Raw genomic sequence first — 25,514 nt, forward strand, 5'->3', positions numbered from 1 at the left:
CAATATATTGCAGGAAAATGGGATTGCAATAAGCATGACGCAATCCGGAAGCCCATACGACAATGCCGTGGCAGAAAGGCTAAATGGCATCCTAAAAAGCGAATATCGGATGGCTGAAACCTTTCCGGACTACAAAACGGCTCTTGCGCAGCTGGTAAAGGCAGTCAATATATACAATCATTTTAGGCCACATATGGCCTGCAACATGATGTCCCCCCAGCAGGCACATCAGCAATGGCAGAGCCAAAACGTTCCCAAAGGCTTTCAAAGACGTAGCCCCGAAACAAAAAAGTTCCGCAGCAAAACCAGGGAAACAGTAGCAAGAGAACGGACAACCGATAACAGTAAGAAAATAGACAATGACAACCATATCCAGTAGAAAAAAATAGATCGTAAAATCTATATAGTAAGATGTTCGGTAAATGTAAACCTATTTCAGTATAAGACACAGTGCATGTTAGGGAGACTTTGTTCGCTAGTTTTTCGGGACTGATTCGTACCATCTTCGGAGTTCCCCCACTGCCTGCCCACTGATTCTCCACCTCGGGCCCACATAAACAGTGGGGAAAGAGTGGGGGATCAGTGGAGCGCGAGTGGACGCACGGCGAACAAAGGGCGAATCAAGGGCGAAGGAATTGCGAAGAAGCTATAGTTTAAAGACTCAGCTTTTCGATAAATTACGCGATTAGTAGGTGACTTTAGGTTTATTATTTTCACAAATTACACCCTTAGCTGGTTTGTCATTTGTCGTACTGCAATTTAAGTTTTTATCCAGCGTTCTTTTGGCATTGTCCAAATGGTTATATTGTTCTGCCATATTCCCAAACTCAGCAAAGTTCTCTTTGTCTGTATACAATATGGAAATAAACTCGCAGTCTTTACGAAAGGGGGCAATGTGCCATTTACTGGGGTCGTTGCAGGGAATGTCATCAAAAAAGGTCTGTAGCTTGGGGAGCAGATCTGCCAGTCGTTGGTTGATCTCTGATAGTTCCAAATCTCTAGCTGAGGCGACTTTCAGTTTGCCGGCGATGCAACGTATTCCAAAATGAGGAGGAAGATAGTTGGGCGAAACACTGGTGTCGTAAACAATAGGTCCTTTATATACTTTCTGTGCCCTTTCTCTGAGCGCTGCAGCTTCGGTAATTAATTTATTATAGGCTTGTTCAAAGCTCGGGTGTACGGGTACATAGGTGTAATAAAGCGTGTCAACTCGGCATTCCTTTAAATCACTGCAGGAAATATTTTCGGTTAGTTTAACCGCTTGTTGGATTTTAGCTGCTGCCAGACTTGTGAGTTCGTCGTAGCTGTCTTCTTTTTTACAGCCTACAAATAGAAGTGTACTACATAAAAAAGCGTAGAATAGGTGTTTTAAGTGCTTCATAAATTGGTTTTTTTAAGCTTAACGAAAGCTTTCAGCTATCCGCTACAGTTGCAAATCAATGTGACGTGGAAAAATAGTATTAAAATTCGTATCTTCGTGCAATGGATAATTTTATTGTTTCTGCACGTAAATACCGCCCGATTACCTTTGATTCGGTTGTAGGTCAGCAACACATTACGGGTACCTTAAAGAATGCGATACACAACAACCAGTTGGCGCAGGCATTTTTGTTTTGTGGTCCTCGTGGTGTGGGTAAAACTACCTGTGCACGCATTTTAGCTAAAACAATAAATTGTGAAAATATCTTAGAGGGTACTGAGCCATGTGGCGAATGCGACAGCTGTAAATCTTTCCAAAACGGTAATTCATTTAGTATTCATGAACTGGATGCTGCATCGAATAACTCGGTCGATGATATCCGTAATCTTATTGAGCAAGTGCGGATACCTCCACAGGCAGGAAAATATAAAATCTATATCATAGATGAGGTACATATGTTGTCTCAGGCGGCTTTCAATGCATTTTTGAAGACCCTCGAGGAACCGCCTTCTTATGCAATATTTATTCTGGCAACGACAGAGAAACATAAGATTTTACCGACGATACTTTCGCGTTGTCAGATTTTCGATTTTAACCGCATCAAAGTGGAAGATATGGCTAACCATTTGGCTAGTATCGCAGATCGGGAAAGTATCGCTTATGATCAGGATGGATTGCATATCATTGCACAAAAGGCAGACGGTGGGCTTCGAGATGCGCTGTCGATGTTTGATCAGATCGTCAGCTTCTCCAATAAAAATGTCACCTACCAAGCTGTCATTGATAATCTAAATATTTTAGATTACGACTATTATTTCAAGTTAACAGATGCTATTTTAACCGAAGACGCAGCACAATCCTTACTGCTTTTCAATGAAATTTTGAACCACGGATTTGATGGCAGTCATTTCGTTGCAGGTCTGTCATCGCATTTCAGAAACTTGCTCGTTGCCAAAGAACCGTCAACTTTAAAATTGCTAGAAGTTAGTGATAGTATTCGTCAAAAATATCTGCAGCAAGCTCAAAAGGCTTCTCCGGGATTTTTGTTATCAGCATTGAATATTTCCAATCAATGTGAAATTAACTATAAGACGAGTAAAAATCAACGTTTACAGGTCGAACTTTCACTTCTCAAGACCTGCCATATAGCACATGCGATCAAATTGAGCCAGCTTGGATCCGTCCAGATGTCTTCGGCCAGCGAGGAAGTAAAAAAAAAACTTCCTGAGCCAATAGCAGCACAGCCAAAACAAGGGGCTTCGGCTGTCGTTACACCTCCGATAATTTCATCAAGCAATGTTCCTGTTATTGAAAAACAGGTTGCGCCGCCACCTCCACAAGCTACCCCTGTAAATTATCAGGCTTCGGACGCAAAGGCCGAACCGAAAAAGGATCCTGTTTCGAATGTTCCTCCAAAAGTGAAAAAAGGAGGGTGGGGGGCTTCCGCTTCGGCAATTATTCCTTCTTTGCCCGACTTGAATACCATATACGATAACAATACGGTTGCCAAAGAAGGGGACGAACCAGAATTGATACGTGGAAGCGAACAACGTGAGGTTTCATTCGATCAATTTATTGCAGTTTGGAACAGTTATGCTGAACAGCTTAAAGCAGAAAACAAGATTAACCTATACACCATGATGACGGCCATGCAGCCCCGATTAAATGGTGTATTGATTGAAATTGATGTTGAAAATGGAGTTCAGATGGATGTATTGCAAAGTGCAAAGGTCGATGTACTGAATTATCTGCGTGTGAAGCTCCAGAATTTTTCGTTGGATCTAAAGGGGGTGATGATGGAGCACACTATTTCGCGCAAACCCTATACCTCACAGGAGAAGTATCAAGCCATGGTCAATAAAAACCCACTATTGGATACGTTGCGGAAGGAGTTCAACTTGGGGCTAAGCTAATTCGGAGACTTTAATTGTTGTTTATTTTTGTACATTTGCAATCTCTTCTATGAAGAGCAGAATATTTAGTTTTTATTATGCAAGGAAATTTTCAGAGACGTGATCGCGACCACGGCGAAAGACGTGAGGTGAATCAGATGGTATTTGGTATTCGTGCTGTTATGGAAGCAATCGATAGCGGTAAAGAGATCGAGTCATTGTTTATACAGCGTGGTTTGAGTGGTAGTTTGATTCTAGAATTGAAAGCCTTGCTAAAAGAGCATAATATCGCTTTTCAACAGGTGCCGATCGAGAAGTTAAACCGGATAACACGTAAAAACCATCAAGGTGTAATCGCTGTCATTTCGCCAATCACCTATCACGATATTGAAGATCTTCTACCACAGATTTATGAAAAGGGTGAAACACCTTTACTTTTGATGTTGGATGGAGTAACAGACGTGCGTAATTTAGGCGCTATCGCGCGGACAGCTGAATGTTCGGGTGTTCATGCGATCATTGTTCCCAAAAAAGGCTCTGCTGAAGTTAATCCTGACGCGATAAAAACATCCGCGGGCGCACTTTATAAAATCCCTGTTTGCCGCCACGACAGCCTTTCAAAAGTAGGTAAATTTTTGATTGATTCTGGTGTACAGTTAGTCGCTAGTACAGAGAAAACGACGACGAGTATATACGATGTCGATTATACGGCCCCTACCTGTGTGGTTATGGGGGCGGAGGATATCGGTGTATCCAATGACCTAATCCGTATTGCGGACAACCTTGCAAAGATTCCAATGTATGGTGAAATCAGTTCATTAAATGTATCAGTTTCTGCGGCAGTTGTGATCTACGAAGCAATTCGCCAACGGATTGCTAAAAAGTAGCACCATACTTTATTGATAATAAAAAATCCTTTGTATTTTAACAAAGGATTTTTTTGTAAGCTAGATTTGATAAATTTGCTCGATCTCTCGTTCGTATTTTTGTAGGATAACTTTTCTTTTCATCTTTAAAGTAGGGGTCAATTCACCGGTCTCAATCGTCATTTCATTAGGGATGATGGCAAATTTTTTGATTTGTTCCCAGTTTCCAAAATTTTTATTGATACGGTTTAGTTCCGACTCGATTTTCTGCTTCAATTCAGGGCTGTTTAGAAAATCTCGTCTAGAAAGATCTGCCAGGGTGGGAAATGCTGTTTTCGACCATTCTAAGAGATTTTTATAGTTGGAAAAAATCAAAGCTGCAGGAAACTTACGGCCTTCTCCAAGTACCATGGCCTGTTCGATAAATGGAGATTCTACCAGCTTCGATTCAATCTGCTGAGGAACAATATATTTTCCTCCAGAGGTCTTGAACATCTCTTTCTTTCGATCGATAATTTTAAGGAATTTGCCATCTACCCATTCGCCAATGTCTCCTGTGTACAACCAACCATCTTTAATTGCTTCTGCTGTAGCCTCCGGATTTTTATAATAACCGATCATATTATTTTCTCCTTTCGTCAATATTTCACCATCGGGCGCAAGCTTAATTTCGATATGAATTAATGGCAAGCCAACTGTTCCAATTTTCATACCTCTTCTATAACAGTTTACGGCGATACATGGTCCGGCTTCAGTAAGACCATAGCCTTCATAGATCGGAATTCCTGCAGCCATGTATAGACGGATTAACCTTTGCTGTAGTGCAGCGCTTCCAGAAGCAATTCCCTTGATATCATCACCGAAGGCCTTGCGCCATTTTGAAAAAACTAATTTACGGGCAATTTTCAACTGAAGATCATACCACCATGAGCGCCCCTCGAGTTTGTATTTTTCGCCGAGGTTTATAGACCAGAAGAATAGTTTCCGCTTAATCCCTGTTAGCTGTTCTCCCGTTGCCATAATCTTTTCATAAACTTTCTCCAAAACCCGAGGAACAGCAGAGAAAATATGTGGCTTTACAGATTTAAAGTCTTCACCTATTGTATCCATGGATTGAGCAAAGAAGATTGTCAAGCCTTTGTACATATACACATATTGGAACACGCGCTCATAGGCATGGCAAACTGGAAGAAAGGAGAGTGCCCGGTCGCCACGTTGAACAGGAAAGGAATATTCGCTACTATAAGTATCTGCCAATAAATTTTTATGAGACAACATAACGCCTTTTGGGTTTCCTGTTGTTCCAGAGGTATAAATGATGGACGCCAAAGCATCGGGTTTTATATGATCACGTAGCTGGTTTAGCGTTTCATCTGTAATAATCTTCCCACTTGCAACGAAATCCTTCCAATGGTTGAGATCATCTTCTTTTTCGAAGCTGTAGATCGCATTTAATTGAGGACAATCATCTTTTATCGTTAATATCTTTGTATAGAGTTCTTTTGAACTGACAATGCAGGTTTTAATTTCGGCATGATTGAAAATATAGGTATAATCCAACGTCGAAATATTGGGGTAAATCGCGACAACAACAGCGCCAATTTGTTGGATAGCAAAGTCAAGTATATTCCATTCGACACGGTTTTCACTAATCAAGGCCACCTTTTCTCCAGGTTGCACCCCTAGTGCGATCAGACCTTTCGATGTCTGGTTAACTTGCTCAATAAATTCAGTATTGCTCAGTTTTACCCATTTGTTATCTTTTTTAAATGAAAACATAGGAAAGTCTGGTGCAATATCATATTGAAGATATGCTAAATCAAATAATCTCGTTGCTGTTGGCATAGTGAAAATCCAGTTCTTATAATACAGCTAATTTACGTTTTTTTATAGAGACCGCCGTATTCAATTCATGGATTAATGCGTATGTAAGAGGAGATGGTGGTATACAGAAAAAGACTCTGGTATATCAAGCTATGTGCTTTTATACCAGAGTCTTTAAACTCTATTTTAAATACTGTTTACTTAGTATTTACTTTTTGATTCTTTACGTTTTCCAGAGAAATCACGGAAGCCACCGCCATTGTTGCTGCTACGCTCACGTCTCTCGCCGCTGAATCCGCCTTCACGTCTTCCGCTGCGCTCGCCGCCACCATATCCACCTTCACGTCTTCCACCGCGATCACCGCCACGATATCCACCTTCACGTCTTCCGCCACGTTCACCACCACGGCTTCTTCCGCCACGGTCGCTACGGCCTTCACTTTTTCCTTCACCAGATACTTCGATGCGTACTTGACGACCGTTGTAATCTACGTTCTGGAATCCTTGGAATACTTTCTCAACCTCAGCATCTTGAACTTCAAAGAATGTAAATACACCCTTTAAATCAATTTTACCAATAGATTTTCCTGAAATGTTCGCATTGTTACAGATAAAGCCCAACATGTCTCCACGAGAGAATTCATCTACTGAGCCTAAGTTCATAAATAAACGCGTGTAACCTTTTGAACCTTCACGAGAACGACCATCACGTCTATCACCGCGGTCTTCACGAGAACCGTCACGCGCTTCGATATTTAAATCTGGAGCGTTTTTGTAATAATCCAAGAAACGGTTGAACTCAAGAGAAGCAAATCTTTTGATGATATCTTCTTTGGAAAGAGATTCCAAATTTTCCATAATTGCTGGCAAGAATGGGCTGATTTGTTCATCGTTCACTTCAACATTTTCAATCTTTTTAACGATCGAAAATAATTGTTTTTCGCAAACTTCAGCACCTTGAGGGACTTGCTTTTTCTCAAAAGGCTTACCAATGATCTTTTCAAGATGACGGATTTTACTCAATTCTTTCACATTAACTAACGAAAGAGAAATACCAGTTTTACCTGCACGGGCGGTACGGCCAGAGCGGTGTGTATAGTTTTCTGTTTCATCCGGTAACGAGAAGTTGATTACGTGCGTTACGTCACTAACATCAATACCACGGGCAGCTACATCTGTTGCAATCAAGAGTTGTAAGCTACGGTCACGGTAACGTTTCATTACCTTGTCACGTTGTTGTTGAGATAAGTCACCATGCAGCGAGTCTGCATTGTAACCATCTTTAATCAACGCTTCAGCAATGTCTTGCGTCTCGATTTTTGTACGACAAAATACGATACCAAAGATATCAGGATTTGAATCTACAATACGTTTGAACGCCGCATATTTATCTTTTGCTTTGATCAAATAGTAATGGTGTTCAATGTTGGCATTACCCGTATTTTTTGTACCTACAGTAAGCTCAACAGGATCGGTCATATAATTCTTTGCAATACGACGCACTTCAGAAGGCATCGTTGCCGAAAATAACCAAGTTTTTTTCTCGTCAGGGGTTTCTGACAAAATGTTGTTGATGTCTTCTTTGAAGCCCATATTGAGCATCTCGTCCGCTTCATCTAATACAACATACTTTACATTTGAGAAATCAATCGCATTTCTGCCAATGATATCCAACATACGACCTGGGGTCGCTACTACAATTTGCACTCCACGTCTAATTTGACGTAGCTGGTCTGAGATATTTGCACCTCCATATACAGCAACAACATGTACGTTGTTAACGTATTTAGCAAATTTTTCTAAATCTTTTGAGATTTGTAAACATAATTCCCGAGTAGGGCAAAGGATTAATGCCTGTGGGTGTTTTTGAGAAAAGTCTAATTGCTCTAATAATGGAAGACCAAATGCCGCGGTCTTTCCTGTGCCAGTTTGGGCTAATCCGACAAAATCGTCGTTACCAGTCAATAAAACAGGAATGGCTTTTTCCTGAATTTCAGAAGGTTTTTCGAAACCTAATTCTGAGATGGCATTAACAACTTCCTCACGGATTCCCAGTTCTAAAAATGGGTTCATGAAATATTATATACAATAGGCACTATTGCCTAAGGCGTTGCAAAGATAAGAATAAAATCGGAATAAACAAATAATTTAAATAATTGATTTTTAATGAGATTGAAAAATCTCAAATCAAAGTGTAAAATTTGACCAACGGGATAGAGATAATTAAGGGTTGAAAAGTATTGTTTTCATGGTAAACTATTTTGCTTTTTTTTGTGCGTTCTTTATTCATTTATTAATAAAAACTTAATATCCCAACCTTATTTTTGATGTTAGTATGGATCAAATACCAATTATATATCAGCAGTGGCTAAGGGCTATTAAAGAACGGGATGATACTACTGCGTACGCTGCGTTATATCAATATTGTTGGAAAGATCTTTACCAGCACGCTGCCCGGCGTATTCGCGATTCCCAGGATGTGGAAGATATTCTTCAAGAACTGTTTGTTCAATTTTGGGAAAAGCGTCATACGATCGATATCCAGATGAACCTTCCTGCTTATCTCAAGGGAATGCTCAAATATAAAATTATAGATTTTTTCAATTCCAATAAAGCAAAAGATAGCCTACTGGATCATTGGAGCAAACATATTTTTGATTATGTACAGCATCATCCCGAAGAACTTGAAACTTACCTCCTACTAGAAAAGATGCTGGAAGATGAATTGGAAATTATGCCGCATAATATGCGGCAGGTACTTTTGCTAAAGTGGGAGCATTTATCAATTCGTGAGATCGCTTTACGCGTGGGACTTTCGGAGCAAACTGTGAAAAATAACCTTACCGAAGCATCCAAAAGACTTAGAAAAGCGATAGTTGATTATCAAAACGTTCAAAATGGTAGTTTTACTCTCTTGCTAATTTTTGTTTTGGACGAAATTTCCAGGTAAATAGCAGTTGTTTGTAAGTGATTGTGGACTAAAAATCGACTTAACAATTCTTTTATAAAACATTAACCATTTATTGAAGTACGTTCTGACATTTTTGAAGACTTGTATATAAACAGCAAGTAAAAAAAGTGAAAAGAAGAATTTTTGAATCCTTAATCTATAAATACCAGCAGAATAAAGCCGATAAGGCCGAAAGGTCCTTGATTGATCACTGGTATGATACGCTCGATCGACAGGAAATCCCTGAAGGAGAGGTTGATGAGGATCGGTTGTGGAATCGAATAGAGCAATGTATTATACAGACTAAGCCTAAGAAATCAGTCATTCGGAAGCTAAGCTATTGGAGCGGAGCAGTTGCCGCTAGCATGCTGTTGTGTTTTGGTGTTTTATTTTGGAAAAAGCAGCAAGATCTGAATTTCTCCCGAAACGAATTGAATTTAAAGCCGGGGTACAGAATTTTTGAAACCGGTGCGTCACAGCGTAAACGGGTGCTTTTAGTTGATGGATCTATTGTTGTGATGAATGCGTATTCCAAAATTAAATTGGATACGGTCTCCTACGACAGGAAGGATCGCGTTGTCGAACTTCTAGCTGGAGAGGCTTATTTTGAGGTCAAGAAAGATTCCACAAAAGCTTTTATTGTGAATGCCCGACAAATACAGACCAAGGTGCTGGGGACCTCTTTTACCGTGAAAAACTATGCGGAACTGGATGATATATCGGTGTCTGTATTTACAGGTAAAGTGCAGGTCATTGCCAATAATAATCCGCTGGGTGTGCTGACCCGTGGCGAACAGATCCGTTATACCAAAAATAACCACAATAGTAATCAGGAGACTTTTGATCTGACGACACGTAATAGCTGGATGGAGGGGAGAGTTTATCTTAAGCAAAGCAGTTTTGCAGAATTGGCACTGGCGGTCAAAAATATCTATGATGTGGATATTAAAACCGACGACCAGCGCATTGCCCAACAACGGTATAGCATGCCTATATCAAAGCAGCTGTCCTGGACGTCAACCCTAGAAAGTATCAAAGCAATTCATTACAACAAATCCAGGAAGGAGGGCAGGATAGTGCATATTTACTAGTTTGGGGATAAAAAAAGAGCTGACGACGGCCATCGTCAACTCTACATGATACACCATTTAGCGATGGTATAAATAACATATACAACAACTTATAGAGATATTATATACGCATACAAAATTATGAAATTTAAGCAATACGTTACGCAAAACGATATTAAGTTTATGATAAGGACATCGTTGGTAGGTTTACTTCTTTCGATCGTGTCTGCCGAAATGCTTTTAGCTTCGGGTGCATACGGCCAGTTACTCAATAAAAAGATTACAGTTTCTTTTAGTGAATCCACTATTCCGGCGGCTTTCGAACGTTTGGAATCCCAAAATATACATATCGCTTTCGATGCAGCGAAATATAATCTGGCAAAGAAAAAGGTAAATGCCAAAATCTTTAAAAGTAATAGTGTCCGCGATGTCATGCGTTATCTGCTCAGGGAGACTGACCTGATGGCTCATGACAACGGTGTCTATATTACATTGATCGAAAAACCAGTACAGCAGAATGGGTATATTTCAGGTAAAGTTATTGATGATCGCGGTCAGCCTTTGGCCAATGCCAGCATCAAACTGATCGGGGCCAATAAATCAACCCAGAGCGGTATCGATGGGAGCTATCTTTTAAATGCTGCACCAGGAACCTACATGTTGGAAGTCAGCTACCTGTCTTACCAGACTCAACGTGTTGAGGGGGTTAAAATACAGGGCGGACAACGGACGGGGTTAAACATTGCCATGAAGACGCAGGTAAATGCGCTAGAAACGGCTATTGTCAGTGTCTCGTTTAAAAAAGCTTCCGTAGCCGGATTGTACGCGGCGCAAAAAAATGCAGCGTCGGTGACGGACGGAATATCCGCCGAACAGATTGCCCGGACACCGGACAATGATATGGGGCAGGTTTTAAAACGTGTTACCGGATTGACCACCGTCAATAACCGGAACGTCATTGTGCGGGGGATGTCCGACCGCTACAATCAGGCCATGTTGGACGGTGTGGTGATTCCGAGTACTTCGCAGAATAGACGTGATTTTTCTTTTGATATTATACCGACGGAGATGGTGAGCTCGGTGGTGGTCAATAAAACGGCAACCCCGGATGTATCCGCTGAATTTTCCGGCGGACAGGTTTCGGTGAATACGATTGATATTCCTGAAGAGAATTTTACAACAATACAAATTGGATCAGGAAGTAATAGTCAAACTTTGGGGAAAGATTTTTACCGACTTGGAGAGCGACATACAAGTGAATATTTCGGTTTCTTTGACAAATCTTCAAAAATGCCCGATGGAATAAGAACCTGGCAATGGAACAGTAGGTCTTTACTATTAGATGCGCCCCCAGGTTATATTTTGACAGACGAGGAATTAAATAATACCCCTTTAAATCCAACTGAATTTGGCGATGCTGTGAAGTACAACGATTTGGACGCTATCGCACAGTCCAAACGCTTTAACAGTGATGCCATGAAGCAATATAAATATAAAGCTTACCCTAATCAGAATATGCGTTTGTCGCTTGGTCGCTTGTATCAGTTAAATAACGGAAATCGATTCGGCTTTGCAGCTTCGGTAAACTTTAGAAACGAGCAGAATATTGTTGCTTTCAATAATACGAGGGGGTCTGCATTAATTGGAGCGCACTATATAGATAGTACTGGTATCGGAGACAATGGTGCCGGCACCTCTTATCGCTTTAACAGTAACGCTGGATTGGTTGCAAATATGGGGTATCAAGCGGATGGATTTAAAGTTTCTTTACGAAATATATATGCACGTACATACGCTAATAATTACAATGAAAGTATTCGAAAAGTATACACTGACCCTGATCCAAAAGCAAATAGGCTGACGTATCAATTACCTGAGGCGATGTCGTTGCAGCAGCATCAGTTGATCGGAGAATATCAGCTGCCCTGGCAGGTAAAAGCGGAGGGAATGTTTACCATCAATAAGATTAAACAGCAAATATTAGATGAACGAAAGCTCTCCTATAGGATAACCACCACGATAGACGATCAACCTTATTTTCAAACACCTAATTTATTGACAACTGCTGGATTTTCTAATAAAGGGGCGGTAACTGATTGGCGAATGTGGACTAGTATAGATGAAACCGATTATAATTGGAGCGCTGCATTTTCTCGGAAATTTCAACGGGGGACAGGAGTATCAACTCTTGTAAAATTAGGTTACCAGGCTTGGACCAAAAAAAGAGCGTTGGATTTGTTTAAATTTTTACCTATGACACGATCGACCTTGGTTGGCAATGTTAGCATACCTGCCCCTCCAATTGAGTCGAGTTATGATAGATTATTTTCAAATGAAAATATCGGAAATGGAGATGGACAGGCATATTATTATGCAGAAGGTCTTGGCGGTAGATATTATAATGGAGAAATGAGTTCCCATGCACTTTTTTTAATGGCTGATCAAAGGCTATGGCAAAAATTGCGATTGGTGTATGGCGTAAGGGCTGAATATTTTGATCTTAATAGTAGACAGGAAGAACTATATAAAAGAAAGTATCAAAAGGGAGATACAAATGGTGCTGAAGCCTATGAACTTGGTGTAAAAGAAAATAACTGGCGGTTTTTACCATCTATTAATGCCACATTCAGTTTAACCAATACATTCAATATTCGAGGAAGTTATGCGCGTACGGTAATTCGTCCGGATTTTAGAGAGGTAGGTATGTTTGCGATGTATGATTTTGAATTAGATGGTTATGTGTCGGGAGAACAAGTGCAGAGTACTGTGATTGATAATCTGGATATGCGTTTTGAATGGTATCCGTCTTCCGGTGAAATAATATCCCTCACGGGCTATTATAAGTATTTAGACAAACCGATAGAGCTAGTACATCGAGGAGACGATAAGCGGAATTATACTTTTGCAAATATGGAATCTGCAAGGAATTTAGGATTAGAATTAGAAATTCGAAAAAACTTTGCCTTTATAGGCGATGAAGAATGGCTAAAAGATCTATTTATATCAGCTAATGGCACGCTTCTGAAATCAAAAGTCAATGTGTTATCCCATTGGGAAACTATTGATGGCGCCACCCCCGATGGACCTAAACGTCGCCAGTCGCGTTATCCGGGTCAAGATAGACCTTTGATGGGACAATCGCCATGGCTGTTAAATCTCGGGGTTGGTTATTGGGGCGATAATTTCGGAATTACGACAAGTTATAACCATAGGGGGTACCGGACAAATATCGGGAATTTTAACCTCTCAGCAGTTGAATATGAATTGGCTCCAAAGCAGTTGGATGCACAATTTTATGCACGTTTTTTAAATAAAAAAATGGAAGTCAAACTTAATTTAGCTAATCTGCTTGATGATTGGACACGCTATTATGAAAACACTGAAGGGTTTACGACTGCCAATGATCCTCAGACAGGTGACTATGTCACCACAAAAGTAAAGGGAGATAATAAATATAATAAAGCGGATGGGGATATAATAACCTATCGTAAAAAGGATGGAAGAAGATTTAATCTTTCAGTTACTTATAATTTTTAAATAAAATACCTGCGCGAGGCAGTTTCATATCACTCCTCAATAATGTACATAAGTTCCGCGTTTGTCCACGCCGCACAACAGGGAAATAAGACAGAAAAATACAGAAAACGGGTGATTGAAAACAACTATGCAACCTTATGAAATGCTATCCCATAGGGAAGCATAGTCTAAAAAATGATCTTGTGATGGCAAAACTAGTGATTATTTAACACAAAATGAAAAAAATCTTAACAGTAGCAAGCGTATGCGCAATCGCATTGGCTTCTTGTAACAAAGACAATGTAGGACCTAATTCAGATTTGAATGCTGGTTTGCCAAACAAACCTCAGGCAACGATCCCAACAGATGCTGCCGGTATTATTACGAAGACTACGCTATCTGCGGATACCGTATGGAAAATTGATGGAGTTGCTTTCGTAAGACCGGGTGCGACATTGACGATTCAAGCGGGGACTTACATTACTTCTGGTTTAACTAAAGCTTACGATGACCAAATCACCGGAATAACACAAAATATCAAAGGTGTTTTGGTTGTGCCTAAAACAGCGAAATTAATCGCTAACGGTACTGCTTCCGCACCAATCGTATTCACTTCTCCAAATGCGGCAGGATCTCGTAACCCTGGTGATTTCGGAGGGGTCGTATTGTTGGGTAGCGCAACGACCAATCAAGCTGCCACAAGGAGAATCGAAGGGATTCCTCAACCTGTGGGTGTAGACGTTACTTATGGTGGTACCAATGCTGCAGATAATTCAGGTTCATTGAAATATGTACGCATTGAATTTGCTGGTTATAACTTAACTGCTGATAACGAGATTAACGGACTAACATTGGGCGGTGTCGGTACTGGGACTACCTTGGAAAATATTCAGGTATCTTGGGGTAAAGATGATGCGTTCGAGTTTTTTGGGGGTACTGTTAATGCGAAATACTTAGTTGCATTATCAAATGACGATGACGATTTTGATTTTGATCATGGCTACACAGGAACAATTCAATATGCGTTGTCATTAAAAGATCCTAATTCGACGAATAGCACCTCTAGTGGTAGCTCGGATTCAAATGGTCTGGAGTCTGATAACGAGGGAACAGCACCATATTCTGCTACTCCTAAAACTCGCCCAGTATTGAAAAACTTTACTTTCTTAGGTATTAAGGATGCGACTGTGGCGAATACAAAACTGAAATTTGGTAACCGTTGGAGAAGAGCGTCAGAATACGATATCCAAAACTCAATTATCGCCGGTTATTCAACAGGTGCTGCATTCGAGGGTGGTGCAACAGGTACGTTTACGGGTAACGTTGTACACGCTTATACTGCAGCTTTTAGTGGCGGTACTCCTACAGGAAACCAAACAAATGTTTCAACCGATGCAACAACGTATTTGAAACTGGCGGGTGCTGGAAATATCTTTTATCCTACAACAACTTTATTTAACCCGGCTTCCTTAAGGCCGCTGTCGACTTCGCCAGCATATGGTGACGGCACGACGACTTATAAAGGTGCTTTCCATCCGACAACTGCTCCTTGGACAGCTACTTGGACTCAATTTAATCCAAAAAATTATTAATATTTATTTGTTGAGTGAGCCATTTTTATGGCTCACTTTTTTAAGTTGCTTCTATATGATAAAAAATATATTTCTATATTTTGGCGCCCTTTGGATCGGGTGTATGTTATCCTCCTGTCAAAAAGGCGAGATGGTTCAAATGCAGGATGAAATCGCACGCATTGCTTTTAGATCCTATAGTTCTGCGTCTGTGGATGTAAAAAGAGTAACGGTAGATGGAAAAGTTGCTAATCCAAGCGATGCTAATTTTATTTTTATACGAAATAAAGATGCCGATTCTTCATTGGTCGTTGCATTTAATAACAAGGATCAGGTGGTCTTAGCGCAACGACTGCCCCTCAAATCAGGATTAAATACCTTTGGTGTTCATAGTAAAAGTCCCATTGATCCTTCCTTGGTTGTTGGACCGAACCCTTTAGGTGATGATGTAAAGCCGATTCCGGGTGTGATACAGGTAAAGATATTGAATTATAACAGGACGATTTCACCAAAAGGCGAGCCGATTCGATTGGCGGTTTATCAAGGTAAACCTGTTTATGATGAAAGTTGGGGAATGGATTTGGTCAAATATGACGAAACTCCGATCCTGACTACTGGGTTGATATCGGATAAAATCACCGAAGAATTTATCAAGATACCAATTGATCCCCTTTTTGTAGCAAAGGCGCAGGTTTTGGATAGCGATTTAAAGCCAATCCTTGTGGATGGGCAAAATGTCTATTTGTTCTTTAATTTTTCGGTAGATGTAGGTATTGTATATCTTCCTCAAAAAGAATCCGATGCTTACTTAGATGTTGATGCAGTTTCTGAAATTGGCGGTATAGGCTATAGCTTGGAGAATATCTGGTTAAGAAAATAGGAGATTTGAAGAAATACAGCGAAGTCAATAATGAGGTTATAGGTAAATCAATTAGCATAAATTCATCATGAGAGGCATCAGTGATTTAAAACATCGAAAACTATTGGCGATCTCCTTGGAAATCCAGGGAGATCTGAAGCAGGTTGTAGATTCGGAAGTCCTTTACAAATTGCGTCGGGAATTTACCAATCTTAATGAACTCTCGTCCTCTTCGCAAGTTAGCCAAAAATGGGCAGACTGGAGCTGATCTACGTATGGTCATTACCTCATTGAATTCCTGCGCACACTGATAAAACTATTGTTCGGTCTTGTCCTGTGCACTCACGTCAATAGGTATTGTCTGATAACTACTGCCCATATATTTTGGAGTTAAAATATTCATTTTTTCTGTTGCATTGGCAAAACCCTTGGCTCCTGTAGTCTTATTGCTGATTGTTCGTAGTGCTTCCCGAATCAATGGATCTCTGGAATCACCTATCGGCACCAAAGGTAAAAAGGCAAACTCATCCGTTACTTTCTGCGGAGAAATTCCATTACTGTAATTTCCTTGTCCTGCTTTATTATATATTTTATAAATCATTGGGATCAAATGCCAGGCACGTTCAGCGCCATGAATTTCCTGGGGTGTAGTTAGTGTGGTCGATGCCATATCTTTTCCATAGGTTTTATTGCCAACCTGAACAACCTCCACATACGGAGCTAATCCATTCATTAACATTTCAGACGCAGATGCCGTGTTTGGCCCTGTAAGCATATAAATTCTTTTTAAATGTAAACCTTGTTTTAAAATGTCTTTCGCTGAAAATGAATAGCCATCAGGCTGACCTTGCAGTGCTGCTGCGAAGCTGTCTTCTCTATTTTTGATGTTTCTGTTACCTTGGTATCTGGCAAAAATGTCATTTTCTTTGATATCTGCTAATAAAAGTGCACAAAATGCAGCAAAAGCAACTTGTCCGCCTGGGTTGTAACGTAAATCTACAACCAGCTCCTGGACCTGTTGTGACTTGAAATGTTGGACAACTTCCAATAGTGAATAAGCGCCACTAAAGTCAAATTGGCTTAAAAAGATATAACCTACAGTGGGGGAGGTGGAGATAAGTTTAGCTGCATAGAGGACCGGTTGCGAAATATAGGAAGAGGGCAGATTGAATAGTTTACCATCGTTCCGCTTTAATTGCATCGTTGGTAACGGTAAGGATTTGTCTAGCAGTAATTGCATATTGCCTTGGTTTATGCGCTCATTGTTGATATGGCTTATGCTGTCGCCTCGCTGGAGACCCATTAAATATCCTTCGCTAAACGGAACAACTTGAGTAACCAGTTGGATGGTTTGATCAGTGGTTTGGACTTGTACCATATCGAATCCAAAGGTGTTTGTCAAGGTATTGCCATAGGTGTCGCTGTTAAGTGTCTGTAATATGCGGGAGTAATGGTCTTCTTGAAATAGGAGATTTTTAAAAAATAGATCGGGAGCTTGCTGATGATCATTTGTTTTCCCGATTTTATCGTTCCAATAATAGTATTGTTGCATCTGCTTTAACGTCCATTGATTGATCGTTGCATTTGACCCCGGATCGTTCAGCGACGGATCCTTTTCACAGGCGGAAAGAAGTAGTGAAAAAAGGGTTAAAACAAAAACGGTTGGTTTACGCATTTTTTAAGACTTAGCTTCATAAAAATACATATAATGTATGTATTGTTGGTGTTATCTTTTTGTTGTTCAGATGTTTATTTGTTATGAACACGAGGGAGATTTCAGGTTTAGTCCGTTAATGCCATAAAAAAAGGCATCCCTGGAGAGGGATGCCTTTGGGCTATATATCGAAGAATACCGATTAATAAAGTGTAAACTCTACGCGGCGGTTTTGTTGACGACCATCAGCAGTTTTATTGGATGCGATAGGTTGGTCAGGACCGTAGCCTGTAGCTTCAATGCGAGATGCATTAGCGCCTTGTGATACAAGATATGCTTTCACCGATTCAGCTCGTTCTTTTGATAGACGCATGTTCAATTCACGGGAACCTGTATTATCGGTGTGTCCAGCTAGTTTTAGACTGAAGTTTTTCTCGATTAACAGTTCTGCAACTTTATTCAATGTAGCGTATGAATTAGGACGTATTGTCGATTTTCCCAAATCGAATTCCAAGTTCTTAATGGCATCAGCAACTACTTTTCGGTCAGCTTCTGTCACAACAACCTTTTCTACAACTCTAGTTTCGTTTTTCACCACAATTGGACATCCAGAACCATCTACTTGTACACCTGAAGGAGTACCCGGGCATTTGTCATATTTGTTGGCAACACCGTCACCATCATCATCCTTCAAGTCACTGTTCAAACCATCCAATTGATTTTGTAGCGCTTGGTTCTTGGCATTTAAAGCATCATTTTGTGCTTTAAGGTCATCATACTTCAAGGTGTAGTCGTTGACTAATGTCGCGACAGGATTTGAATTGTTTAAAGCAGGTTTGCTACCACTACCCAATGCAAATTCTAAACCACCATGGATGTAAGTAAACAAGTCATTTTTATATTGACCGCCTTGAATGCCATCAAAGTTTTGGTTAACCCAGTTTAATTGATAACCTAGCTCGAAGTTAATACCTTTAGCGACAGCAAATTTAAATCCCATATCCAATGGTACGTAAATTTTAGAAATGCCATCCGCTTCCTGAGAAGTTGATCCGGTTGTTAAGGTAGTTTTGCTATTCATCACACCCACACCGATCGATGCATAAGGCTTGATGAAACTGTTGAAAAATCTCCAGTTGGTGTTGGCCGCTTGGAATTCTCCCGACAAGGCCGCTGACCAAGGTGTTTTAGCTTCAAAAGATTGTGTTCCATCTTTAAACGCTCCACCAGTTTTACCACCAAAGTAGCTCGCTTTGATGCCAAAAGAAGGAGAAATTTGCTTTTTAATGTAGGCACTATATCCCAAGTTCCACGCTAAATCCTCGTAGTTTGCACGGTTGAAGCCAGCAATGTTCGTTTGATTTGTCACCCCGGCACCAATACCGATGGACCATGTTCTATATTGTGCAGCTGGTCCAAATGGTGTTGTTCCTTCAATGGATGATACTTTCGCATTTTGAGCATTTGCATTAGTCGCAAATAAACCCGCTGATGCGAGCGCGAGTACGAATTGTAATTTTAGTTTCATATAATTTGTGTTTGTATAAACCGCTGCAAAAATAATAGTTTGAAAATTAAATTTGCTAAACGCTTGTAGTTGAAATATGACAATCAGATAAATAAAAAGGTGTTTTAACTTAAAAACACCTTTTTATTTATCTGATTTATTAGTTATTAATAAAGGGTGAACTCAACACGGCGGTTTTGTTGACGGCCAGCTGCATTTTTATTCGTTGCAATTGGTTGATCAGGACCATATCCGGTGGCCTCAATACGTGAAGCATTTGCGCCTTGCGATACTAAATACGCCTTTACAGCTTCTGCACGTTCTTTAGACAAACGCATGTTTAATTCGCGTGAGCCTGTATTATCGGTGTGACCAGCGAGCTTTAAGCTGAAATTCTTTTCGATTAATAATGCGGCAACTCTATTCAATGTTGCGTAAGAGCTTGAGCGAATAGTTGCTTTACCTAAATCAAACTCCAAGTTTTTGATCGCGTCAGCAACAACTTTTTTATCTGCTTCTGTAACGACAACTTTCTCTACGACTTTGGTTTCGTTTTTAACAACAATTGGACAACCCGATCCGTCCACTTGAACACCTGAAGGTGTGTCTGGGCATTTATCATATTTGTTAGCCACACCGTCGCCGTCGTCATCTTTCAGATCATTGTTAAGACCATCCAACTGTCCTTGTAATGCTTGATTTTTAGCATTCAACGCATCATTTTGAGCCTTTAAGTCATCATATTTAACCGTGTAGTCATTGACAAGGGTTGCGACAGGGTTAGAATTGTTTAAAGCAGGTTTGCTACCACTACCCAATGCAAATTCTAGGCCTGCGTGAGCATAAGTGAATAAGTCATTTTTGTATTGTTGACCCACTGGGTTAGCGGTACCCATTCTGTTGTCAAAACGTTGGTTCGCCCAATTCAATTGGTATCCGAGTTCAAAGTTGATACCTTTTGCTACGGCGAATTTAAAACCAAAATCTGCTGGTACATAAATCTTAGAATATGAGTCACCATATTCTCCTCTGTCCCCGTTAGCGATTGCAGCGGTCTCGGCGTTCATTACACCAACACCAATGGATGCGTACGGTTTAATAAAGCTGTTGAAAAATCTCCAGTTGGTATTTGCTGCTAAAAACTCGCCCGACAACGCTACAGACCAAGGTGTTTTAGTTTCAAATCCTGTTTGTTTATCGCTGTTATCGTAGCCTGATGTTTTTCCACCAAAATAAGTAGCTTTCAATCCAAAGGAAGGGGAGATTTGCTTCTTGATGTAAGCACTATAACCCAAATTCCAATCCAATTTATCGTAACCACCGTTGTTAAACTTGGCGATATTTTGCAAGCTCGTTACACCTGCTCCCACACCGATCGACCACGTTCTATATTGTGTTGCCGAGCCTAACGGTGTTGTGCCTTCAATTGATGCGTCTTTTGTGCTTTGCGCAAAGGATGCGGTGGATAAAATTCCTGCCGCAACAAGTAATCCTGATTTTTTAAGGCTAATTTTCATAATGCGTGTTTGTAAAATTATCTACTATAATACTGTTGTTAAATTAACTCACTGAACACTCTTGCAATAAATTTGCCAAAAATTATTTGGTTACTCTACACGTCCAAAGAAGTTTGGCACTTCAATTTCAAAAGCCAGATGCTTAACAATATTTTCAGTAAAAATGTTTTGAAAAAAAGTTTTCCTGCTTTTGGTAATCAAAATAACATCAATGTCTTCGTCCCGGATAATGGTATGAATACCGTTAGCAATATTCTCTCGAGAACCGGCAAAATAACTTGGGGATTTGACAATGTATGAAATGTCTTCAATGCCAGTTTCAGTAATAATCTCTTCGATCCAGTTTTCTAGTTTTTTTCCTAACACTTTGATTTCTAATTCATTTTTATTGATGTGAATCAATTGAAGATGAAAGTCTTTTCCATATAATGGAATTGCTTGTTTAAGCACTTCAAGTTCGCCAGGTTTGAAATTTGTTAACAACCCAATGGTATCTTTTTTTAGCTTTATCGCATTTTTTGGAACAGCTAAAACAGGTATTTTGGACTCTTTAATAACATCATAAGTATTACTTCCGATCAAAACAGATTCGAGCCCTGTGACTCCTTTTGTACCCATAATAATCGTTTGGTATGTCTCTTTTATCTCTTGTTTTTCCAGCGTTTCGGCCAAAATGCCGTTGTCAAATAATGTAGAAATTTTAAGTGAAGGATATTCTTGTAGAAGTTCGGCTACAAGCTTCTCCATTTTCTGATGAGCTTCCACCTCCGTAGGGTCTACTAAATGCTTCGCATTTGCAAATTTATTGCTGTGGGATGTGAACGAATGAAAGAGTGTGATCTCATTATTTGACATCGCAGCCACTTGCGCGGCATAAAATGCGGCTACTCGTGCATTTTCGGAATAATCGACAGGTATTAATAGTTTAGACATGGCTATAAGGTATTATGCTTTTGTGAAAAATATCGGGATTAACGGATGGCTAAATAATGCTTTTGCGACCGAACGCGAAAAGACACGTTCAAAGAATGATTTTCTCGATCTTGTCACTAATAGAATTTTAATCTTTTCGTTATGGATCATCTCGTTAATGACTTCTGGAACTGTATCTAGATCCTCAATATCACCTTGGATCGAATCAACTTCTATTGCAATATTGGTTACGCCGATATGTTTTTTGATCTTATATTTCCATACTTCAAGCTTATCCTCGATTCTATTTTCTGATGAGTGATCGTAGTGTACATGCATAAGTTTTAACTCAAAATCTTTACCGATAATATTGACAAAGTCTTTTACTGTATGGATCTCTTCTTCTTTAAAATTGGACAGTAGGCCGACAGTATCTATAGGTGTATAATATGCTTCGTTTGGAATGGCTAATACGGGTATTTTGGCTTTTTTGCTAATGACATACGTGGTGCTGCCAATAAGCTTACTGTCCTCATTGGTGATGCCCTTAGTGCCCATAACTAGAAAATCAAACTGATCCGGAGTAGCAAGTTCAGGTAGCGTTTCTGTAATCATACCTCGCTCGCATTGTGTCGATATTTGAAGTGTAGGATGTTGTAGCTTTATTGATTCTGCCAGATCTTTGATAAGGATATCTGCTTTAAAAATTGGAGAGTTTGCGTCATTAGGGCTGTTTTCTTCCTCGAACACCGCAGAAGCAGAGGTGTAATTGTGATAAAGGTGGAGCGCATAACCCTTTTCCAGGGATAGGTTCACCGCATAATTAACAGCATTGATAGCATGAGCCGAAAAATCTACCGGTAGTAGAATGTTTTTTTTCATTAGAAGGAATTTAATCTACAAAATCTAATCTTATTTATTTTGCACTAGGGAATGTGCTTGAAAGTATACCCAATTCCCTATTTTACTATCAAATGTAATAAAACAAATGTAATTGTGGATGACCTCAGGTCAAATAGTTTTTATCGTTTTACATGTGAAAGCTGAGAAGCTTTGCACAAATATGAATAACGAATAACACTTTTAGAATGTTATATTTAATATCAATTTGTGATTGCTGTCACCAATAAAATTGGTATGTCTTAACTGGCTGAATGTTAGCATCTGAATTTTTTGTTTGAAAAGTCAAAGTCGCACTTTTCGTTGTTTAGAGAAAACGGTCGTTTCAAGGTCAATATATGGAATTCCACATTGCATAACCTATCAATTTTGAGTAAGTTTGCACATATTTTTAGATAATTAAATGACAAGTAGAGAAATTCGTCAGGCCTTTTTGGACTTTTTTAAAAGTAAGGGGCATCAAATAGTACCATCAGCACCAGTAGTTGTAAAAAATGACCCAACTTTAATGTTTACCAATGCGGGAATGAATCAATTCAAAGATTTATTTCTGGGTGAAGCACCCATTAAATTTCCTCGCGTTGCCGATACTCAACGCTGTTTACGTGTTTCTGGAAAGCACAATGATCTGGAAGAAGTCGGCATTGACACCTATCATCACACGTTGTTTGAGATGTTAGGAAACTGGAGTTTCGGTGATTACTTTAAGAAAGAAGCGATTGCTTGGGCTTGGGAACTATTGACAGTTGTATATAAGTTAGACAAAGACCGTCTGTATGTAACTATTTTTGAAGGAGATGCCAAAGAAGGCTTGGAGCGTGATATGGAAGCTTTCAATTTCTGGAAAGAATGGATTAGCGAAGATAGAATTCTCCTTGGGAACAAGAAAGATAATTTTTGGGAAATGGGGGAGACAGGACCTTGTGGGCCTTGTTCCGAAATCCATTTTGATATGCGCAGCACAGAAGAGCGTGAACAAACTTCCGGACAGAGTTTGGTGAATGCAGACCACCCTCAAGTCATTGAGATCTGGAATCTCGTATTCATGCAATTTAATCGATTGAAAGATGGCTCGCTTCAGTCGCTACCAGCTAAACATGTTGATACTGGAATGGGCTTTGAGCGTTTGGTGCGATGCATACAGGGTAAGACTTCCAATTATGATACCGACGTATTTACACCTACTATCGATTTTATCGCTGAAAAATCAGGTATAAAATATGGTATAGATGAAAAGGCTGACATTGCCATGCGCGTAGTTTCTGATCATATCCGTGCAGTAAGTTTTGCAATTGCCGATGGCCAACTGCCATCCAACAATAAAGCAGGCTACGTGATTCGCCGTATTTTACGCCGCGCGGTACGTTATGCTTATACATTTTTAGGCTTTAAAACCCCTTTTATTAACGAAATTGTGCCTGTATTGGCGTCTCAGTTCGCAGGCGTATTTGATGAATTGATTCAACAACAGGATTTTGTACAGAAAGTGATCTTAGAAGAGGAGGTTTCGTTCCTTAGAACCTTGTCCACTGGCGTACAGCGATTTGAAAATTATGTGGAGAATAACGTTGTCATTAAGGGGGATTTTGCTTTCGAACTCTATGATACTTACGGATTCCCGATCGACTTAACGGAATTGTTAGCGCGTGAAAAAGGCTTAACTGTCGATATGGAAGGTTTCAGCCAAGCACTTCAAATTCAGAAAGATCGTTCTCGCGCTGCCACAGCGATTGACACCGGTGATTGGATTGAAGTAAATGAAGATGAAGGGTTTGAATTCGTAGGCTATGATACATTAACTGCCGTTACTGAGGTTGTTAAATACCGTAAAGTTGTAGCAAAAAATAAAGAGCAATTCCAATTGGTGCTTTCAGTTAGCCCCTTTTACGCTGAGGGTGGGGGCCAAGTGGGCGATTCTGGGGAATTGATTTCGGAATCAACAGGTGAGAAGATCTATATCACAGATACTAAAAAGGAAAATGGGCTATTTGTTCACTTTACAAACAAATTGCCGCTTGAATTGAAAGGTACATTTATAGCGCAGGTTGATAAAACCAAAAGAACCGATACCGAAAACAATCACTCAGCAACCCATTTATTACATGCAGCTTTGAAACAGGTATTGGGAAATCACGTGAACCAAAAGGGTTCATTGGTCAACGCCGATACTTTACGTTTTGATATCTCTCATTTTGCGAAAATGACCGACGAGGAGATTAAGCAGGTAGAGGATATTGTCAATGCTAAGATTCGCGAAAATATACCCTTGAAGGAAGAACGAAATGTTCCGTACCAACAGGCCCTTAATTCGGGTGTTACAGCCCTATTTGGGGAAAAATATGGCGATTTTGTGCGTGTGATTACTTTTGAAGATCAATATTCCAAAGAACTCTGTGGGGGTACACATGTCAAAGCAACGGGTCAGATCGGGTTTTTCAAAATTGTTTCCGAATCTGCTGTCGCCGCTGGTGTCCGTCGTATCGAAGCAATTACAGGAACGCGCTCAGCATCGGTTATCCGTGAACATTTCGAATTGGTTCATCACCTGAAAGAGCTCATGAATAATCCAAAGGATTTTGTGTCTGCGTTAGGTAAAATCATCGATGAGAATGGTGCCTTGAAGAAAGAAGTCGAGAAAAGTATCACAGAAAAATCGTTAGCCTTGAAGTCTGATTTAGAAGCAAAGATCCAGCAGGTTGGACCGATTAATTTCTTGTCTACCATTGTTGATCTTCCAAATGCTGAAGCTGTGAAAACATTGGCGTATGCTTTAAAAGGTGCTGTCATTAACTTGTTTTTAGTAATAGGTGCTGAATTTGATGGTAAGCCAAGCTTGACTGTTGTTTTATCCGACGAATTGGCTAAAGAAAAAGGATTAAATGCAAGTACAATTGTTCGAGAATTAGCTAAGGATATCCAAGGAGGGGGCGGTGGTCAGCCATTCTTCGCGACAGCTGGAGGTAAAAATCCTGCGGGATTAAAGGTCGCAATTGGGCGCGCAATAGACTTCTTGAAATAAATTTAGGAGCAGTTAAATAAGGCTATTAAGGATAGGT

General features: G+C 40.0%; 18 protein-coding genes. 10 read left to right on the top strand and 8 right to left on the bottom strand.

Annotation, left to right across the window (positions count from 1 at the left end; translation table 11 throughout):
• Window positions 1-7 precede the first annotated feature (7 nt).
• Window positions 8-379, top strand: coding sequence for an integrase core domain-containing protein (locus J2X77_RS12155; RefSeq protein ID WP_310080959.1), 372 nt, complete (start codon window positions 8-10; stop codon window positions 377-379).
• 306 nt (window positions 380-685) lie between these two features.
• Here J2X77_RS12155 and J2X77_RS12160 read toward each other — a convergent pair whose 3' ends face one another.
• Entirely contained in the window at window positions 686-1,381 is a 696-nt protein-coding gene (locus J2X77_RS12160) for a hypothetical protein (RefSeq protein ID WP_209579083.1), read from the bottom strand.
• A 101-nt stretch (window positions 1,382-1,482) separates the two neighbouring features.
• Here J2X77_RS12160 and J2X77_RS12165 point away from each other — a divergent pair, with 101 nt between their 5' ends.
• Together J2X77_RS12165 and rlmB are read left to right on the top strand one after the other, a co-directional pair.
• Window positions 1,483-3,333: a DNA polymerase III subunit gamma/tau gene (locus tag J2X77_RS12165; protein WP_209579084.1), complete on the top strand. Its 1,851-nt coding sequence runs from the start codon at window positions 1,483-1,485 to the stop codon at window positions 3,331-3,333.
• A gap of 77 nt (window positions 3,334-3,410) precedes the next feature.
• Window positions 3,411-4,199: a 23S rRNA (guanosine(2251)-2'-O)-methyltransferase RlmB gene (rlmB, locus tag J2X77_RS12170; RefSeq protein ID WP_209579085.1), complete on the top strand. Its 789-nt coding sequence runs from the start codon at window positions 3,411-3,413 to the stop codon at window positions 4,197-4,199.
• 60 nt (window positions 4,200-4,259) lie between these two features.
• Here the strand turns inward: rlmB and J2X77_RS12175 are convergent, their stop codons facing one another.
• Window positions 4,260-6,023, bottom strand: a complete 1,764-nt coding sequence (locus tag J2X77_RS12175; protein ID WP_209579086.1) for a long-chain fatty acid--CoA ligase — start codon at window positions 6,021-6,023, stop codon at window positions 4,260-4,262.
• 180 nt (window positions 6,024-6,203) lie between these two features.
• Complete coding sequence (locus tag J2X77_RS12180) at window positions 6,204-8,075, bottom strand: DEAD/DEAH box helicase (RefSeq protein WP_209579087.1); 1,872 nt, start codon at window positions 8,073-8,075, stop codon at window positions 6,204-6,206.
• A gap of 262 nt (window positions 8,076-8,337) precedes the next feature.
• Here J2X77_RS12180 and J2X77_RS12185 point away from each other — a divergent pair, with 262 nt between their 5' ends.
• The 6 genes from J2X77_RS12185 (at window position 8,338) to J2X77_RS12210 (ending at window position 16,236) form a co-directional block, all read left to right on the top strand.
• A complete protein-coding gene (locus tag J2X77_RS12185) occupies window positions 8,338-8,952 on the top strand; it encodes an RNA polymerase sigma factor (protein ID WP_209579088.1) in 615 nt (204 codons plus the stop codon).
• 128 nt (window positions 8,953-9,080) lie between these two features.
• The gene (locus J2X77_RS12190; protein WP_209579089.1) at window positions 9,081-10,043 is read left to right on the top strand and encodes a FecR family protein; all 963 of its coding nucleotides are present in this window, start codon (window positions 9,081-9,083) and stop codon (window positions 10,041-10,043) included.
• Window positions 10,044-10,205: 162 nt separating this feature from the next.
• Window positions 10,206-13,559 carry a TonB-dependent receptor domain-containing protein gene (locus J2X77_RS12195; RefSeq protein WP_310080963.1) on the top strand — a complete coding sequence of 1,118 codons (3,354 nt, stop codon included), beginning with the start codon at window positions 10,206-10,208 and terminating at the stop codon, window positions 13,557-13,559.
• Window positions 13,560-13,774: 215 nt separating this feature from the next.
• Window positions 13,775-15,130, top strand: coding sequence for a hypothetical protein (locus tag J2X77_RS12200; RefSeq protein ID WP_209579091.1), 1,356 nt, complete (start codon window positions 13,775-13,777; stop codon window positions 15,128-15,130).
• Window positions 15,131-15,185: 55 nt separating this feature from the next.
• A complete protein-coding gene (locus J2X77_RS12205; RefSeq protein ID WP_209579092.1) occupies window positions 15,186-15,989 on the top strand; it encodes a hypothetical protein in 804 nt (267 codons plus the stop codon).
• Between the two features lie 67 nt (window positions 15,990-16,056).
• A complete protein-coding gene (locus J2X77_RS12210; protein WP_209579093.1) occupies window positions 16,057-16,236 on the top strand; it encodes a hypothetical protein in 180 nt (59 codons plus the stop codon).
• Between the two features lie 48 nt (window positions 16,237-16,284).
• Here J2X77_RS12210 and J2X77_RS12215 read toward each other — a convergent pair whose 3' ends face one another.
• From J2X77_RS12215 to J2X77_RS12235, 5 genes are all read right to left on the bottom strand, one after another.
• On the bottom strand, window positions 16,285-17,643 hold the full coding sequence (locus tag J2X77_RS12215; protein ID WP_209579094.1) for a S41 family peptidase: 1,359 nt from the start codon (window positions 17,641-17,643) through the stop codon (window positions 16,285-16,287).
• A 181-nt stretch (window positions 17,644-17,824) separates the two neighbouring features.
• The gene (locus J2X77_RS12220; RefSeq protein WP_209579095.1) at window positions 17,825-19,150 is read right to left on the bottom strand and encodes an OmpA family protein; all 1,326 of its coding nucleotides are present in this window, start codon (window positions 19,148-19,150) and stop codon (window positions 17,825-17,827) included.
• Between the two features lie 146 nt (window positions 19,151-19,296).
• Entirely contained in the window at window positions 19,297-20,646 is a 1,350-nt protein-coding gene (locus J2X77_RS12225; protein ID WP_209579096.1) for an OmpA family protein, read from the bottom strand.
• 90 nt (window positions 20,647-20,736) lie between these two features.
• The gene (locus tag J2X77_RS12230) at window positions 20,737-21,579 is read right to left on the bottom strand and encodes a universal stress protein (protein WP_209579097.1); all 843 of its coding nucleotides are present in this window, start codon (window positions 21,577-21,579) and stop codon (window positions 20,737-20,739) included.
• 12 nt (window positions 21,580-21,591) lie between these two features.
• Entirely contained in the window at window positions 21,592-22,440 is an 849-nt protein-coding gene (locus J2X77_RS12235; RefSeq protein ID WP_209579098.1) for a universal stress protein, read from the bottom strand.
• A gap of 421 nt (window positions 22,441-22,861) precedes the next feature.
• On the opposite strand from J2X77_RS12235, the gene alaS reads away from it, so the two are divergent.
• Complete coding sequence (gene alaS / locus J2X77_RS12240) at window positions 22,862-25,477, top strand: alanine--tRNA ligase (RefSeq protein ID WP_209579099.1); 2,616 nt, start codon at window positions 22,862-22,864, stop codon at window positions 25,475-25,477.
• Window positions 25,478-25,514: the final 37 nt, after the last annotated feature.

Source organism: Sphingobacterium sp. 2149 (assembly GCF_031455655.1).
GTDB lineage: Bacteria > Bacteroidota > Bacteroidia > Sphingobacteriales > Sphingobacteriaceae > Sphingobacterium.